Source organism: Chryseobacterium sp. WG14 (assembly GCF_024586945.1).
Classification (GTDB): domain Bacteria; phylum Bacteroidota; class Bacteroidia; order Flavobacteriales; family Weeksellaceae; genus Chryseobacterium.
This window is the reverse complement of the sequence record NZ_JALCZD010000013.1, coordinates 1-16,865: the sequence shown is the minus strand read 5'-3', so window position 1 is coordinate 16,865 and position 16,865 is coordinate 1. Positions and strand designations below refer to the sequence as shown.

13 protein-coding genes are annotated in these 16,865 nt (G+C 37.8%); 2 read left to right on the top strand and 11 right to left on the bottom strand.

The genetic code is table 11. The features are described from left to right. The first annotated feature begins 95 nt into the window (after positions 1-95). Positions 96-626, top strand: coding sequence for an exosortase family protein XrtF (gene xrtF / locus MP478_RS18605; protein WP_257201294.1), 531 nt, complete (start codon positions 96-98; stop codon positions 624-626). Continuing rightward, the gene (locus tag MP478_RS18600) at positions 613-1,047 is read left to right on the top strand and encodes an exosortase F system-associated protein (RefSeq protein WP_257201293.1); all 435 of its coding nucleotides are present in this window, start codon (positions 613-615) and stop codon (positions 1,045-1,047) included. The genes xrtF and MP478_RS18600 overlap by 14 nt, the downstream gene beginning before the upstream one ends. Before the next feature lie 31 nt (positions 1,048-1,078). On the opposite strand, the gene MP478_RS18595 is transcribed toward MP478_RS18600, so the two are convergent. The 11 genes from MP478_RS18595 to dnaB form a co-directional block, all read right to left on the bottom strand. Continuing rightward, on the bottom strand, positions 1,079-2,077 hold the full coding sequence (locus tag MP478_RS18595; RefSeq protein ID WP_257201292.1) for a cation diffusion facilitator family transporter: 999 nt from the start codon (positions 2,075-2,077) through the stop codon (positions 1,079-1,081). A 56-nt stretch (positions 2,078-2,133) separates the two neighbouring features. After that, on the bottom strand, positions 2,134-3,126 hold the full coding sequence (locus MP478_RS18590; protein ID WP_115916649.1) for an aspartate-semialdehyde dehydrogenase: 993 nt from the start codon (positions 3,124-3,126) through the stop codon (positions 2,134-2,136). Between the two features lie 74 nt (positions 3,127-3,200). Continuing rightward, positions 3,201-3,641 (bottom strand): hypothetical protein, encoded by a 441-nt coding sequence (locus tag MP478_RS18585; RefSeq protein ID WP_230033799.1) that lies wholly within the window; start codon positions 3,639-3,641, stop codon positions 3,201-3,203. Positions 3,642-3,726: 85 nt separating this feature from the next. Beyond that, the gene (locus MP478_RS18580; RefSeq protein ID WP_257190353.1) at positions 3,727-6,330 is read right to left on the bottom strand and encodes a TonB-dependent receptor; all 2,604 of its coding nucleotides are present in this window, start codon (positions 6,328-6,330) and stop codon (positions 3,727-3,729) included. A gap of 208 nt (positions 6,331-6,538) precedes the next feature. Beyond that, positions 6,539-7,399 (bottom strand): carboxylating nicotinate-nucleotide diphosphorylase, encoded by an 861-nt coding sequence (gene nadC, locus MP478_RS18575; protein ID WP_230033810.1) that lies wholly within the window; start codon positions 7,397-7,399, stop codon positions 6,539-6,541. A 13-nt stretch (positions 7,400-7,412) separates the two neighbouring features. After that, positions 7,413-8,984 carry an L-aspartate oxidase gene (gene nadB, locus MP478_RS18570; protein ID WP_257201291.1) on the bottom strand — a complete coding sequence of 524 codons (1,572 nt, stop codon included), beginning with the start codon at positions 8,982-8,984 and terminating at the stop codon, positions 7,413-7,415. A 30-nt stretch (positions 8,985-9,014) separates the two neighbouring features. Next, positions 9,015-9,641, bottom strand: coding sequence for an NAD(P)H-dependent oxidoreductase (locus MP478_RS18565; protein WP_257201290.1), 627 nt, complete (start codon positions 9,639-9,641; stop codon positions 9,015-9,017). A gap of 120 nt (positions 9,642-9,761) precedes the next feature. Further along, complete coding sequence (locus MP478_RS18560; RefSeq protein ID WP_257201289.1) at positions 9,762-12,023, bottom strand: T9SS type B sorting domain-containing protein; 2,262 nt, start codon at positions 12,021-12,023, stop codon at positions 9,762-9,764. 93 nt (positions 12,024-12,116) lie between these two features. Further along, positions 12,117-14,372, bottom strand: coding sequence for a T9SS type B sorting domain-containing protein (locus MP478_RS18555; protein WP_257201288.1), 2,256 nt, complete (start codon positions 14,370-14,372; stop codon positions 12,117-12,119). A 165-nt stretch (positions 14,373-14,537) separates the two neighbouring features. Next, positions 14,538-15,014 carry a ribonuclease HI gene (gene rnhA, locus MP478_RS18550; RefSeq protein ID WP_257190358.1) on the bottom strand — a complete coding sequence of 159 codons (477 nt, stop codon included), beginning with the start codon at positions 15,012-15,014 and terminating at the stop codon, positions 14,538-14,540. 46 nt (positions 15,015-15,060) lie between these two features. Beyond that, the gene (gene dnaB / locus MP478_RS18545; protein WP_257201287.1) at positions 15,061-16,650 is read right to left on the bottom strand and encodes a replicative DNA helicase; all 1,590 of its coding nucleotides are present in this window, start codon (positions 16,648-16,650) and stop codon (positions 15,061-15,063) included. Positions 16,651-16,865 lie beyond the last annotated feature (215 nt).

Genomic DNA, 16,865 nt, shown 5'->3' with positions numbered 1-16,865 from the left:
ACATGAGTTGGAAACAAGAGATTATTACGGCTTCCCATCTTAACTTTTTTCATTAGTGTTCAGGTTATTACAGCCTAATTTTTATCTTTGTAGTTATGTTAAAAGATTTCAAGCCGGTTTTGGGTATTTTGCTGCGATTCATCATCGTTTATCTGGTACTGCTTCTTGCCTATCAGTTTTATCTGAACAGTGAGGAAGATCATGGGCTGGATTCTTTTTCACGAATGATCGGAAACCAGGTCAGCTATCTTCAAAATAAAGGGGGTTATGAAACGGCTCTTTATGATGATGTAAAGAATGAGCAGGTTTGGTTTTATGTAAAAGGGCAGTACGTAACCAGAATGGTGGAGGGCTGTAATGCTGTTTCGGTAATCATTCTATTTATGTCTTTTGTTTTTGCTTTTTATAAAGGAGCGAAAACCTTTGTTTTTGTGGGAGTAGGATTGGTTTTACTCTATATCATGAATCTCCTGAGAATAGTAGGATTGAATATTGTCATGTCAGACTATCCGGAGTATGGTAAGATGTTCCATGATTTTATTTTTCCGGCTATAATTTATGGGAGTGTTGTGGTGCTTTGGTTAATCTGGATTAAATTCTTTGCTTTAAAAAATGAAAATTCTTAACTGGTTTCTGGTTATACTCGGTATTGGCGGTCTTATAGGAATAAGAGTGCTTGAGGACAGCCTGTTTTATGATCCTTTTCTTGCGTATTTTCACGAAGCCAATAAAAATATTGAGTTCCCGGAATTTGAATGGGGGAAATTAATTGTAGGCTACCTGTTCAGGTTTATTTTAAATCTTCTTTTTTCATGCCTGATTGTTCAGGGGTTATTTGAAAACAGACAATGGACATTGCAGGGCGCTGTTTTAATGAGTATTGTTTTCATTATTACTTTTCCTGTATATCTATACTGTATCCATAACAAATTTGAAATAGGATATCTTTTTTCCTTTTATATGAGACGGTTTGTGATCCAACCGTTGATTATACTATTAGTGGTTCCTATATTTTATTACAGAAAGCACATGAATAAACTAGACTGAGAAATAGAGTAAGGGGTTCGCCTATTTATTTCTATTCTGCGGTATGCTTATCTACACTGGTTACATTTTCAGGGGTCCATTCCACACGTTTTACGAAATCTTTTTCACGAACAGGGCAATCTTTAATCTGGCATACCGGACATGAGATCGGTTTACAGTCATCCATATGAAAATTAAATTCTATGCTCCGTTTCATATGTTTTGCCAAGAGGAGGATTACTTTTTCCATCTCATTGTGAGCATCGCGAAGGCTGTAATACCAGGGAAGGGTAATATGGGCATCAATATGAAGAGAAGCGCCAAATTGCTGGATTTTCATGTTGTGTACATCAATCCATTCTGTCCTTCTGTGCTCTTCAAGGATCCTAATGATCTGGTTTAATATTTCAGGATCTTGTTCATCCATAATACCGCTTAAAGACTTGCGGACAATCTTATATCCTACAACAATAATATAAAGACCAAAAATTAAGGCTACTACAGAATCCAGCCAATAGATTTTTGTAAAATAAACAATCACTAAACTGACAACAACTCCCAGTGTGGTAATGGTATCAGACTGAAGATGTTTTCCTGAAGAAATGAGTACCAGGGAATTTTCCCTCTTTCCCTTTTTTATCGAAATATACCCCAAAAGATAATTAACAATAGCTGTTGCGGCAATGATCCATATTCCCAGATCAATTTTGCTCAGGGTTTTACCTACAATAAGACTGTTAATTCCTTCATAGATGATCATAATTCCTGCAATGGCAATTAGGGCACCTTCTATTCCGGACGTTACAAATTCTACTTTCCCATGGCCATATGGGTGGTCTTCATCTTTAGGTTTTGCAGCAAGATGAAGAGAGTAGAGGCCCATAAATGCACTGATGACATTGACTACACTTTCCATGGCATCAGAAAATACAGCATCAGAATTGGTAAGTTTCCAGGCAATAATTTTTCCGACAAAAAGGATAACCCCAAAGGCAGCAATGATCTTTTGGAATCCTATTTTTTCTTTGTGAGTGTTTTTCTGGGTATTCATATGGAGTTTGATAAAAAAAAGAATCTCAATTTGAGACTCTTTTTTATTTTGTTAGTTTATACTAAGTTGTTTGCTACTAGGTATTCTGCGATTTGCACGGCGTTGGTTGCCGCTCCTTTCCTCAGGTTGTCTGCTACAATCCAGAGGTTAAGCGTTTTCGGCTGTGAGAGATCCCGTCTTATCCTTCCGACGAAGACTTCGTCCTTCCCTTCCGAATACAGAGGCATTGGATAGTGGTTGTTTTTTACATCATCCATTACGACTACTCCCGGAGTCTCAGATAAGATTTTTCTTACTTCATCCAGCTCGAATTCGTTTTCAAATTCAATATTTACACTTTCTGAGTGCCCTCCCTGAACAGGAACTCTTACGGCTGTTGCCGTTAAATTAAATGTGTCATCCCCTAAAATTTTCTTAGGCTCTTTCATCAATTTAATTTCCTCCTTAGTATAATCATCTTCCGCAAATACATCACAGTGTGGCAATGCATTTTTGAAGATCTGGTAAGGATATACTTTAGCAACAGAATCATCACCGCTGATCTCACCATTTAACTGGTCAACCGCTGCTTTACCTGTTCCTGTTACGGATTGATACGTAGAAACAATTACTCTTTTTAAATCATATTTTTTGTTCAATGGTCCAAGAACCATTACCAACTGAATGGTAGAACAGTTTGGATTGGCAATAATCTTGTCCTCCTTTGTCAAAACATCAGCATTGATCTCAGGAACCACCAGTTTTTTATCAGGATCCATTCTCCATGCAGAAGAATTGTCAATGACTGTTATTCCTGCTTCTGCAAATAAAGGAGCAAATTCAAGAGACGTAGAACCTCCGGCAGAGAAGATCGCAATATCCGGTTTGGCAGCTATAGCGTCCTTCATGCTTACAATTGTAAATTCCTTCTGTTTATACTTCACCTTCTTGCCTACAGATCTTTCGGATGCTACCGGAATTAATTCTGTTACAGGGAAGTTTCTCTCCTCCAAAACTTTAAGCATAACTTGTCCAACCATTCCTGTTGAACCTACTACAGCTACTTTCATTGATTTAATTAAAAATTTAAAGATTAAACTATTTATAAATTATAACGCATAATGCATAATTTCCTTATTGTATTTTATGCCCCAAAAACTCTTGTCCAAGGGAAGGCAAATGCAAATAAACCTGCGGCAATCAATCCCATAATTACGATTCCTAAAGAAATAGTATCATTGGATTTTACCTTTTTATTGATAATGGTCATCAATACAGCCGCAATAAGCATAGAAAAAGGGTGCTCAACAAATGTTTGTCTGCTGTAGGCATCCTTCATTAAGGTTCCTGCATCTAAGGCTGCTTTGAAACCTGGAGAAAATATGAATAACAAGCATATTCCTATTAAAAACTGAACGTGAAAGAAAATCATGGTGAATAAAGTTGTTTTCTTTAAAAACTTATTCACTTTTCCACTGAACCCGAACATAGTAGCTAAAAGTGCAATGATAAATAATGCAACTAAAAGGAGTTCTAAGTATCCAAATCCTTTGTGTGCACTAAGAAAAATCTTGTAAAAATCCATAATCCTATTTTTTTGTACACAAAGATAACAAAAATCCCGGCTCAAAGCCGGGATTCATATTTATAAAATCTAATATTATGATTTATTAGAAATTGAATGATAATGTTGCTGCCCAAGTAGTTCCGAAACCGAAGTAAGCACGGTTACCAGTTGCAATACCATTGTACATCATACCTAATTGTTCGTAAGTCTGATTTTTAGAGTTAGGTGTTTTTCCATCAGCTAAAAATCTTGGCTTGTCATCAGAAAATACACTTGTTGCAGAATCAGAGATATAAACTTTGTCAAATAGGTTGTAAACGTTAGCTCCAATAGTAAAATACTGAGCCTGGTCTCTTAATCTAATTTTATAAGAGAATCCTACATCAAATAAATTGAAGTCAGGTAACTGTAATACACCTCTTTCCTGTGCAGAAACATTGGTAAATGTTCCAGCATCTACAGTAGAATATAGTTTACCTACATATCTCCAAGTTCCGAAGATATTAAGATCTTTTACCGGTTTTACAGTTACACCCAATGATGCGGTCATCTGAGGGATACTGTTGTTACTTGTTCCACCAACTTTTACTTTATCAAGATATAATGTATTTCCTGAAGCTCCAGCTAAAGTAAGTGGATTGTTGTTATCATCAAATGATGCTACGCTAGCATTTCCTTTGTAATAGTAATCTCCCCATGAGAACATCCCCTGGAATTCCAAGAATGTAGTTGGTTTGTAAACTCCGTCAAATTCTACTCCCTGGTGAACTTCAGTAATACCGTTGATTTCAGAATAACCTGTTGTTGTTGTATTGTCAGGCAATGTAAATGTTTGGCTGGTTTTTCTTAACCATCTGTCTTTCCATTGTGTTCTGTACACGTTAACGTTTGCACTGAATTTTGCAGATCTGAATCCATAACCAATTTCAGCAGAAGAAATCTTCTCGTTAGTTAAAGTTGGGTTGATAAGTTGTTGGTTACTTGGATAAACTGTGTTAAGGAAAGGCTGTTTGCTATAATAACCAATGTTTGCAAAAACGTTATGCTGTTCATTAATGTTATAGTTAGCACCCGCTTTGATGTTATATCCAAAAAGGTTTTTGAATCCTGTTTTAGTATTAACTGTTTGCCCTTTTAACGTACTTCCGTCTACTACATAATTATCAATTCTTTGATAAGCCTGGTTAGAAACGGAACCTTGTAAGAATGTAGATAATTTATCTTTAGTATATTCTACCTGTGCAAATCCACTATACCAAAGAACCTCTCCGTCATTGCTATATCCTACCTGATCTTCAGCTGGGGCCATTTTACCTCCGAAAGGATTCCATGCAAGTTTTTTGTAATCATATACATTGCTTACAATTCTAGGTGCTAGATTTTTGTTAGCATTATCTTTATATCCTGCAGCTCCGTAAAGGTCAGTAAGAACCTGATAGTGGTAACCATAGTAATATCTGTCATCTGTACCTACTGAGAAGTTCCAGTTGTCATTGATTTTATGCTGGAAGTTTGCCAGGATACCGTACCAGTTGTGAGAGTTAATGCTTGATCTACGAACGATCGTACTTCCTGCACCTGCTGTATTTAAATTAACTGCTGCGTTAGCTGCAAAAATAGCATCATAGTTAATGTGTCCTGAGTTGTCAGTAAAGCTCACATCATTGATGGTTTTAGTTCCAAGTTTCCCTAGGTCACCAGTTCCACCACCTCTACCATTTGACATATATAAAACAGTACTTAACTTAGATTTTTCGTTCATTGTCCAGTCCCAGTTCAACATCATTACCGGCTTAGAGTAATAGTTGGCTCTGTTGGCTAGAGCAACTTTGTTACCTGCAGCATCTGTGTAGTATCCGAAGTCAGAGTTATATTTTCTGTAAGGACTTGTTCCATCATATTCAGGATTGTAGTTGATATAATTTTGAATTGTTGGAGCAAATGTTCTTTGATCGTGCCATTGAGGAGCAGAAGTGATCGTAAACTGTAAGTTATGTTTTGGATTGATTTCATATCCTAGTGCTAAAAAGTAAGCATAGGATTCATAATCTGTATTTTGGATATAAGTACCTCCTGCTTGTCTGCTCATTAAGAATGATGCAGAAACTCCGTTTTCGGATTTTCCGGTGTTATAAGCAAAAGAAGTCTTTAAATAATCATTGTTACCAACTCCTAATCTTATTGCTCCTCCTTTCTTCATATCCGCTGAACGGGTAAGGAAGTTTACTGTACCTCCTACAGAAGCAATTGCTAATTTAGATGAACCAAGACCTCTTTGAACCTGTAATGTACTTGTTACATCAGCTAAACCAGTCCAGTTAGAGAAATAAACAGACCCACCTTCCATGTCGTTAACCGGCATACCGTTTACCATTACTGCAATGTTTCTTGATTCGAAACCTCTAATGGTAAGACCTCCATCACCAAAACCACCTCCGGATTTAGTAGCATAAACAGATGGAGTCGTATTCAAAATCTCAGGTAATTCCTGATTTCCTAATCTTTCTACCAGCTGCGCTGCTTTGATTGTAGATGCAGCAACGGGTGTTTTTCTATCTTTGGCGATATCCGTAACACCTCTTAGGATTACCTCATCAATGTCTTTTGACTTGGCTTGCACCGTATCCTGAACTTGTTGAGCGTAATAAACACTAGCTGTAGATAAAGTAATAACCGCAGTTAGTATCGATTTGTTGATTAATTTCATAATCGTTAGTAATAGTTAGATTTAATTTTCTGCAAAATTCGCAAAATAAAATTTAACCATTATTAACTCAATGTTAATTTTTAATCAATCTTAATAATATCAAGTACTTGATTCTCAATATTATAAATAAAAATTGAATTTTTGTATGAAAAAAGTCATGTTATTGTATTTTTAACAAAGTAGGGTTGTTTTTGTTAAAAATACAACGCTATTTCACAGCTTTGAGACTCAGATCAATATTTTCAGCCGAGTGTGTAAGGGCTCCGGCAGAGATAAAAGTAACTCCTGTAGAGGCAATTTCTTTTAACATATCGCGGGTAATTCCACCGGAAGCTTCCGATTCACATGATCCATTGATCATTTCCACTGCCTGCTTCATCATCTCCACATTCATATTATCAAGCATGATTCTATCCACTTTTGCTTTGATGGCTTCCTGAACTTCTTTAAGGTTTCTGGTCTCCACCTCAATTTTTAATTTTTTCTTAGTCTTTTTAATATAATCCTTTGCCATCTTTACAGCATTGGTAATGCTTCCGTTATAATCAATATGATTGTCTTTAAGCATAATCATGTCATAGAGCCCATATCTGTGATTGGTTCCGCCTCCAATAGCTACAGCCCATTTTTCACATATTCTGAAATTGGGAGTGGTCTTTCTGGTATCCAGAAGTTTAGTTTTCGTACCTACCAATCTTGAGTCCCAATCATGGGTAAGGGTGGCAATGCCGCTCATTCTTTGCATACAGTTAAGGATCAGCCTTTCAGTAGAGAGAATAGACCTGGCGCTTCCAGTTACAATAAGGGCGATGTCTCCCACTTTTGCAGCATCTCCATCTTTAAGGAAGATTTCAACTTTTAAATCTTTATCAAAAGTTTTGAAAATAAACTCAGCCAGCTCCACACCTGCTAAGATGCAGTCTTGTTTTACCAGAAGTTTAGCACTTTGTTTCAGATCTTGGGGAATTGTGGACAGAGTGGAATGATCACCATCCTGGATATCTTCTTCCAGCGCATTCTTTATAAATGTCTTTAATGCTTTATCGGTAACGTAACTTGGTTTTTTCATTATGTATGCTTTTTTAAGCTAAATCTTTATTGTAAAATGCGCCCTTATTTTCTGTCATTTCCATAGACTGGGTAATGATAAGATGGGCCACGGTAGTTAAATTTCTTAGTTCTGAGAGTTGGGGAGAAAGAATGGAGTAGTGGTAAATCTCATCTACAGCTGCTGCAATTTCCTGATGCTTCTGCAATGCCATATTCAGACGTCTGTTGCTTCTCACAATTCCTACCAGGTCACTCATCATTTCCTGAAGCTGTTTTCTAAGGTAGCTGATGATCACCATTTCATCCATGATTTTCATTCCTTCCTCATTCCATTCAGGAACAGCCTTCAGATCGTCAAAATTGAAATTGTTTTCGTTCAGCAATGCCATTGTTTTCATCGCAGCATTGTGTCCGAAAACAAGCCCTTCAAGTAAGGAATTGGAAGCCAGCCTGTTGGCTCCGTGTAATCCGGAATTGGTACATTCCCCTACGGCAAAAAGATTTTTAATAGAAGACTGCCCGTCTCTGTCTACTTCAATTCCTCCCATCAGATAATGGCAGGCAGGAACTACGGGTATCAATTGAGTGAACGGATCTATTCCTTCATCTTTACATTTTTTGTAAATATTCGGGAAATGTTCCAGAAATCTTTCCTGGTTCATCTCATGACAGTCAAGACCTGCATATTCGTCCCCTGAAATTTTCATTTCGTTGTCAATGGCTCTGGCAACGATATCTCTTGAGGCAAGTTCTTCACGTTCATCATATTTCTGCATGAACTTTTCGCCTCTTTTTGTTCTTAATTTGGCACCATCACCTCTTACGGCTTCAGAAATAAGGAATAGCATTCCGTCAATCTTGCTGTATAAAGCTGTAGGGTGAAATTGATAGTACTGCATATTGGAAACCTTCCCCTTCGCACGGGCCACGAAAGCAATTCCATCTCCTGTTGCAATCTTGGGATTGGTTGTGTTTTTATAAACATGTCCGGCACCTCCGGTGGCTACCAATGTTATTTTAGAAGTGATTTTTTTAATCGTTTTGGAATTTTCATCCAGAATATAGGCCCCATAGCAATGGATATCTCCTTCGTTCAGTTCTTTTCCGGGAACATGATGCTGAGTGATGATATCAATGACATAGTGGTGATCTAAAATTTCAATATTAGGACTGTTATTGGCGGTTTCCAATAAGGCCCTTTCAATTTCAAATCCGGTGATATCTTTATGATGGACAATTCTGTTTTCGGTGTGACCTCCCTCTCTTCCCAAAGCAAATTTGCCATTTTTCATGTCGAATTGGGCTCCCCACTCTACAATTTCATTGAATCTTGCAGGAGCTTCCCTGACTACCATTTCTACCACATCCCGTTTGTTTTCTCCATCTCCGGCCCTCATGGTGTCATCAATATGCTTCTCAAAATTATCATTCTGAAAATCTGTAACTACAGCAAGTCCGCCTTGAGCATATTTGGTATTGCTTTCATCTTCATCAGATTTTGTTACGATAATAATCTTGGCATCAGGGAGCTGTTCGGAAACTTTAATGGCATAGGAAAGTCCGGAAATGCCGGAACCAATTACTAATACATCCGCTTTTATCATATGCTTGCTTTAGGTACAATCGTTTAAATATTACATAAATTTAAACAATTTTTCGTTTGGTTTTCTTACTTTTTTCATGTGTTGGAAGTAATCTTCTTCAGAACGGTAGCCTAAAGCGAGAGTAACGGTTACTTTTTCTGTTTCTGGATTTATGTTGAGAATTTCTTCTATGATGTCCTGTCGGAAACCTTCCATTGGACAAGAGTCAATATTTTCTATAGCCGCTGCATACATTAAGTTGGCCAGTACTATATAAGACTGTTTCTCTGCCCAGTTGAAAATTTCATCCTGTGTTTTCTGTACAATATGCTGGTTAATACTGTTTTTGAATGGCTCAAGCTTCTCGAGAGAAGTTTCCCTTACCTCAGAAATATGATTGAAATACCCCCGGATATAGCTCTCATCAATTGTTTTTTTTGAAATGATTACAATAAGGTGAGAACAGGTAGAGATTTGTGATGGATTATAGAAAGCCGGAATCAGTTTCTTTTTCATAGCTTCACTTTCAACAACTAAAATTTTATAGGGTTGAAGTCCCAGTGAGCTGGCAGAAAGTTTTCCCGATTCAAGAATGTTATAAAGTGTTTCCTGAGGAATCACCTGATGATTAAATTTTTTTACAGAATATCTTCTGCTCAAAGCTTCCAAATAATTCATAAGGCAAATTTAAGAATTGAATATGAATAAAATGGGTTTAAAATGAAATATATCCTCTTAAATAATGCTAAAAATCACTCCTTTATCGGGAGTGATTTTTTTAATATAGGTCAGTTATTTTTAATCTCTGTTTTTTACCATGATCCAGCCGGAGAATTGTATCGGTGTATTTTTCTGGTTGTTTTCATTCCATGTTACAGAATACCAGTAGTTTCCTGTAGGAACTTTTTTGCTTCCATGGATGGTTCCATTCCATTTATATCCGTTAGATTGATCGGCCTGGAATATTTTATAACCATACCGGTCAAATACTGATATTTCGAGATTTCGTTTGCCTGATAATGCAGAATAGTCTACGAAATCATTGACGCCATCATCGTTAGGGGTAATTACATTAATGAGATTAGGAACAGTAATGGTGATTTCAATAGGTGTACAGTTATAGCTGTCTTTTACATAAACTTTAGCCTCACCTCTGGCAATATTGGTAAATACGTTGGAATCCTGCCAGTTAATATTATCCATAGAATATTGGTAGGGAGGCGTTCCTCCGTTAACGTATACTGTGACAGTTCTTCCTGATACATCAATACTCGTTACTACCGGGTTTTCCGAAGCGTATACTTTTACAGTTTGTGTGACAATACAGTCTCCGGTCTTTAATTTTACCCAGTACATACCTACTCCTACATTATTGATAGCCTGTGTAGTGGCGCCAGTGCTCCATTCATAACTTTTAAACCCTGGCCCTGCATCTAAAGTCGTTTTGGTTTCTATACAGATAATCTTGTCTTCTAAAATAGTAGAAAAGGTTGGTGGTATAACAGTTATGTTAATTTTAGCTATTGCATAACATCCGTTTGAGTTCGAAACTTTTACATACACAACACCGGTAGGGGCTATGTAAGTAGATGCATTGGTAATCTCATTGGTTTCATTGATAGCATCAGTTAATGAAGGATAATATTTTTTTGTTGTTCCATTTTGAGTGGTCACTACAGCTCCGGTAAGGTTAAATGAAGCCATTGACGGATTGCTTTCTATAAAGCAGGACCTTATATCAGTATCACTAACAACAACTACCGGGTGAATGTTCAATGTGATCTTGGAAGAGCTTACACATCCCTGGGGAGTCGTCACTTTTACATAGATAGTTGCTGCTGCAGAAGCATAGGCTGTAGGATTAGTTATTTGATTAGTTCCTGCGTTCATATCAAACAGGGTAGGGTAAAACTCTTTAATGACTCCGGGGATAGAAGTTACCGTTGCTGAAGTAAGGTCAAAGGTAGCCGTACCTGCATTGTTGTTATTACATTCTGTAAGATTGGCATTATCTGCGGCAAATGGTGTCGGATTAAGCTGTATAATTCCATCTCCGTTGTCACAGAGAGTGGAAGTAGGGTCTTTAACGATTACCTTAATGGTTGTATTTCCTGAATACTGAAAGCTGGCAGGATTGGCAATAGATGTTGGACTTCCTAAAACATAATACGTGAAAATATAATTTCCGGGATTATTGACAAATTGAGAATTATAAGAAGTAAGGTCCACAACACCATTTCCTGTTGCCGGGTTGGTGCATACAAATGGGGTGATCGTGTTGCTTAATATAGGCACTTTGTCTACGAATACCTTTGCGTTTTTAATAGAATGTCTGGCACTGGCTCCTCCTGTTGCCGCGGAAAATCCAAAATAGCCCTGCGACATTCCCGCTGCTGCACCGGAAGGAGCAAAAGACTGGTCAACAATAAGAACTCCGTCTATTTTTATTTTGATGATCCAGTTGGTTGGGTTGGTAAGATCTGTTTCTCCATTCACTTCAACGTGTTTATAGGTGTCACCCACGAAAGGTTGGGTAGCGTTAAGGTCAGGTGAATGAAAGGTGCTTCCGGCAGTATTGTTAAATTCTATATTGTTGCCTGCTGTATTGTTGGTTCCATATAAGAGGTGTACTTTGCTCATCTGACCCTCGGTAGTATTGTTGAAAATATCAAATCCTACCATCAGTCCTGATGCATTGGCTGGAATTCCTAACCCTCCTCCTGATACAAAACCTGTGGGTGGGTTGGCAAGATACCAGAATGTGAATCCGTCACCTCTTCCAAACTGTGTTGTTCCGTTTCCGTCAATTCTGAAATCAAATTCTACTTTCCACTTGTCACAGTAGCTTAGCGTAATGGGATCTGCCAAGGTTATAGCGCCAAATCTACTTGTTTGGTCAGTTGTAAGTCTTATAAAATCCGTACTTACAGTAGCATCTGAAACAAGATTCCAGCCGGCTGTATTAACCGGATTTCCTACAAGCTGATAGGTTTGGGAATATATTGTGCCGGGTAAGCAAAATATGAAAATAAATAAAAAAACAAGTATATCTTTTTTCATAATCTTTTGGTTGTAATTATTAGTGATTGTAAAGTGGAAGGGTGCTTTTTTCATGTAAAAAACTATCCCTTTAAAAAGGATAGTTTTTAAAATTTATTCTCTGTTTTTTACCAATACCCATCCTGAGTATTTGGTTTCAGTATTGTTTTTATTATTTTCATTCCAGGAAATAGTATACCAGTAAGTTCCTGTAAGAATTTTTTTCCCGGAAGCAGTACCATCCCATTTGAAGTTTCTTATTTTGCTGGCTTCATAGAGTTTGTTTCCGTATCGGTCATAAACAATGAAAACTAAGTTTCTCTTATAAGCCAGTGCAGAATAATCAATAACATCATTGATGTTGTCTCCATTGGGAGTAATGGCGTTGATCAGATTCGGAACTGTGATCTGTACTTCGACAGGAGTACAATTGTAGAAATCTTTTACAAAAACTTTTACTTCACCTCGTGGAAGCCCTGTGAAAGTGTTTGAATCCTGCCATGTAGTGCCATCTAGAGAATATTGATAGGGTGGATTTCCTCCCGATACATTTACAGCAATGCTGTTATTATTGATGTCAATCGTTGAAATAACAGGATTTGCAGAAGGAATTACTTTTACAATCTGTTTGGTAATACAGTTTCCTGTTTTCAGAAGTACCCAGTAAAGTCCTGCGGTCACATCTTTTATAGATTGGGTTGTTGCTCCGGTGCTCCATTGATATCCATCAAAGCCTGGCCCGGCATCTAAGTCTGTTTTACTGTCTATACAGATTATTTTATCTTTTAAAACAGCAGATGTGACAGGTGGCAGTACGATGAGGTTGATTTTAGTGATGGCAAAACACCCATTTGCATCCGTTACTTTTACGTAAACAGTAGTGTTTGGTGAGATATATTGAAGGATGTTTACAATCTCGTTGGTTCCGTCTAGTGCATTGTTTAAAGTAGTGTAATATTTCTTGCTTGCCGTTGTTAACGGAGTGACATCAGCTGATGTAAGGTCAAACTGGGCATTTGTAATATTATTTTCAATAAAACATGACCGGAGGCTTGCTTCTTTTACTTCTGTTTCAGGATAGAATGTCAGAGTTATTTTTGCTGTACCTACACATCCCTGTGGAGTTGTTACCTTTACAAATACGGTTCCGGGAGCCGATAAATAATTATCAGGATAAGCAATTTCATTGATATCGGCGTTCAGGTCATTTAATGTCTTATAATATTTTTTTACAGCACCTGGAACACCCGTTACATTAGCTGTAGTTAGATTAAAAACTGCAGTGCCGGCTTTATTATTGTTGCATGCCGTAAGTGTTTTATCTTCTGCTTTAAAAGGAGCCAGAACCAGTAAAATCCGGGCATCGGGATTATCGCACAATATTCCTGCATTATCCTTGATGACAACGGTAACAGTGGTGTTGGCATTGAATTCATAATTGGCGGGAGTGGCAATTGGAGTAGAGCTGCCAAGGGGATAATAGGTGAAAGTGTAGTTAGCGGGATTGCTGACGAACTGAGAATTGAATGTTGTTAAATTTACATTTCCATATCCTGTAGTTGGATTAGGACAAAAAGACTGAGTTGCCGTGTTCTGCAGAATAGGAACTTTATCCGTGTAGATTTTTACATTTTTAATGGAATGTCTTGATCTTGCCCCTCCTGTAGAAGCTGAAAATCCAAAATAGCCTACCGTCATTGCCGCGGCAGTACCCGAAGGAGCGAAAGACTGATTGCAGATTAAGGTGCCGTCAATGGTTATAGTGACAATCCAGTTGGTAGGAGCGGCCGGATCTACCTGCGCACTTACTTCAACGTGCTTAAAGGCGGTGCCTTGAAAAGGGAGTGTGGTATTCATATCCGGTGAGTGAAAAGAACTTCCCGGAACATTAAAAAACTCTACGTTGTTGGTGTCGGTTGTATTGATAACCTGGCCGTACGCAACATGAACCTTACTCATGGTAGCGGTAGTTGTATTGTTATAGGTGTCAAACCCTGCAATAAAGCCAACTGCATTTTGGGAAACCCCAAGACCGGACCCCAGTACACTTGCAACCGGTGGATTGGCCAGATACCAAAAAGCAAGACCGTCTCCATTTGAAGTCTGGTTAGAATCCATTCTGAAATCGAATTCTACCCTCCATTTGTCACAGTATTTTAAGTTAATGGGATCATTCAGCCGGATGGATCCGGATTGGTTGTTGGTATCAGGTGTGAGCTGAATAAAATCACCATTTACCTGAGTAGGAGAAACCATGGTCCATCCTGTAGTATTAACGGGATTTCCGGTAAGTTGATAAGTTTGGGCGAAAGATTTTCCCGGTAAACAAACTAGTAGAAGGATAAGGAAAAAAAATAAATTTTTATTCATTTAAGTGGGACTTTTGATTAATAGGTAAAGATATTAAATCCCAACTGAATAATATGTATTTAATGTTAATTTTACTAAAATTTATAGTTTTTATTCAAAATATGATACATATTTATAGTTAATAATGAATGTTTTTAGCGGGTATTTAAATTTATATTGATTGGATCAAAATAGGGAATTGCTTTCCAGCCCCTCAAAATAGGTGTCAATTTCCAGATTTTGGGAAGCTGCAGCCGCAACGGCCAGCTTATCGCAAAGTTCATTTTCAAAATGTCCCGCATGTCCTTTTATCCAATGCATTTTGGGTTGATGCTTGTTATAAAGATCAATGAATTTTTTCCAAAGATCAGGGTTTTTTACATTTTTCCATCCTCTTTTTATCCATCCTGAAATCCAGTTTTGATTGATAGCATCCGCTACATATTTACTGTCTGTATAAACATGGATGTCGTTTTCTGCAGACTTTAACTTTTCCAGCGCTGTAATCACTGCCAGAAGTTCCATTCTGTTGTTGGTCGTCTTTCGGAAGCCCATGGAGAAAGTTTTCTGATAATTTTTTTCAGGAACACGCATAAGAATGCCATATCCTCCTTTACCGGGATTTCCACTGCAGGCTCCGTCCGTATAAATTTCGATTTTCAAATTGATCTTTTTAAATTGATTTGCTTTCTAAAGCTAAGCTCTGGTTTTAAAACGGAAAATCATCATCGTCATCAAAATCATTCATTGACGATCCTGAAAGTTTTGAACTATCCGGCAAATCAAATGCTGCGCCAGGCTGGATGGTTGTTTTGATTTTGTCGAAGCCACTTGGGTCAGGAGAACCAAAATTGGAAGGATATCCTCCGCCGGCACCATCAAATGCTGCTTCAATATCACCAAATTTCGCAAAATGCTTCAGGAAAGATAATCGGACATCAGCCGTAGCACCATTTCTGTGCTTGGCAATAATCAGCTCAGCCTGATTTTCTGTAGAAGTCTCCTGTCCTTCATCATCATTATCCCAAACCGTAATTTTATAATACTCAGGTCTGAAGATAAAAGATACAATATCCGCATCCTGCTCAATAGCTCCGGATTCCCTCAGGTCAGAAAGCTGAGGTCTTTTTCCCGGGCGGGCTTCCACACTTCTGGAAAGCTGAGAAAGTGCAATAACGGGAACATTTAATTCTTTTGCAATAGCCTTTAGTGAACGGGATATCATAGAGATTTCCTGCTCACGGTTTCCAACACCCTTTCCACTGCTTCCGGCTGTCATCAGCTGAAGGTAATCGACCATGATCAGCCTCACCCCGTGTTGCATTACCAGTCTTCGACATTTGGCACGGAAGTCAAAGATTGATAATGATGGAGTTTCATCAATATATAGAGGTGCATTTTCCAATTCGGAAACATTAGAAAACAGCCTTTGCCATTCTTCATCATCAAGAGTTCCTTTTCTCAGTTTTTCAGATGAAATTTTAGTCTCGGAAGCAATCATCCTGGTGATAAGCTGTACCGAGGCCATCTCGAGAGAGAAAAGGGCCATTGGGATCTTGTGGCCTACTGCAATATTTCTTGCCATAGAAAGAAGGAATGCTGTTTTACCCATTGCGGGACGTGCAGCAATGATGATAAGATCGGAATTCTGCCATCCCCCGGTTTCTTTATCAATATCTCTAAAACCAGACGGAACTCCGGAAAGTCCTTCCTTATCTTTTAATGATTTAATGGTATCAATAGCTTGTTTTACTAATGAGTTGGCAGTGTCGAATCCTTTTTTTATCGTTCCGTTGGTGATCTCAAAAAATGATTGTTCCGCTTTGTCTAAAAGCTCAAAAACATCAGTGGATTCCTTGTATGAGGAATCAATCACATTAGCAGAAACATTAATCAGACTTCTTAAAATATATTTTTCAAGAATGACACGAACATGGTATTCAATATGAGCCGATGAGCTCACACCCATCGTCAGATCTATAATATAATGGTCTCCTCCTGCCTGGCTAAGCTTATCCATTTTTTTTAAATCCTGGATAATCGTCATTAAGTCTACAGGATGGTTACCCTCATAGAGCTTTAAGATCGCGGAAAAGATGACCTGATGTCTCGGGTCATAAAAAACTTCGGGAGTAAGGAGATCAATGGAATGATCCAATCCTTTTTTGTCAATTAAAAAAGTTCCGATAACGAGTCTTTCGAAATCCACTGCATTGGGTGGCATTTTTCCATCCGCAATAGACAGCTCTTTTGCAAAGTTTCCGTGTGTTAAGGATGATAATGTTTCTTTCTGCGCCATGGTGCAAAGATAGCTTATTTAGAAAATAATTAAAAAATAGTATTCAACAAATTATGATCAGTTGTCAGGAATATACTGTAAACAGGCGGTTCATTATGTTGATAAAAAAAATCACCCCGGTCCGGGGTGATTTACATGAGGTTATGAATAAAATTTATTCTTTATTTTTCACCAATACCCATCCTGAATATTTGGTTTCGGTATTGTTTTTATCG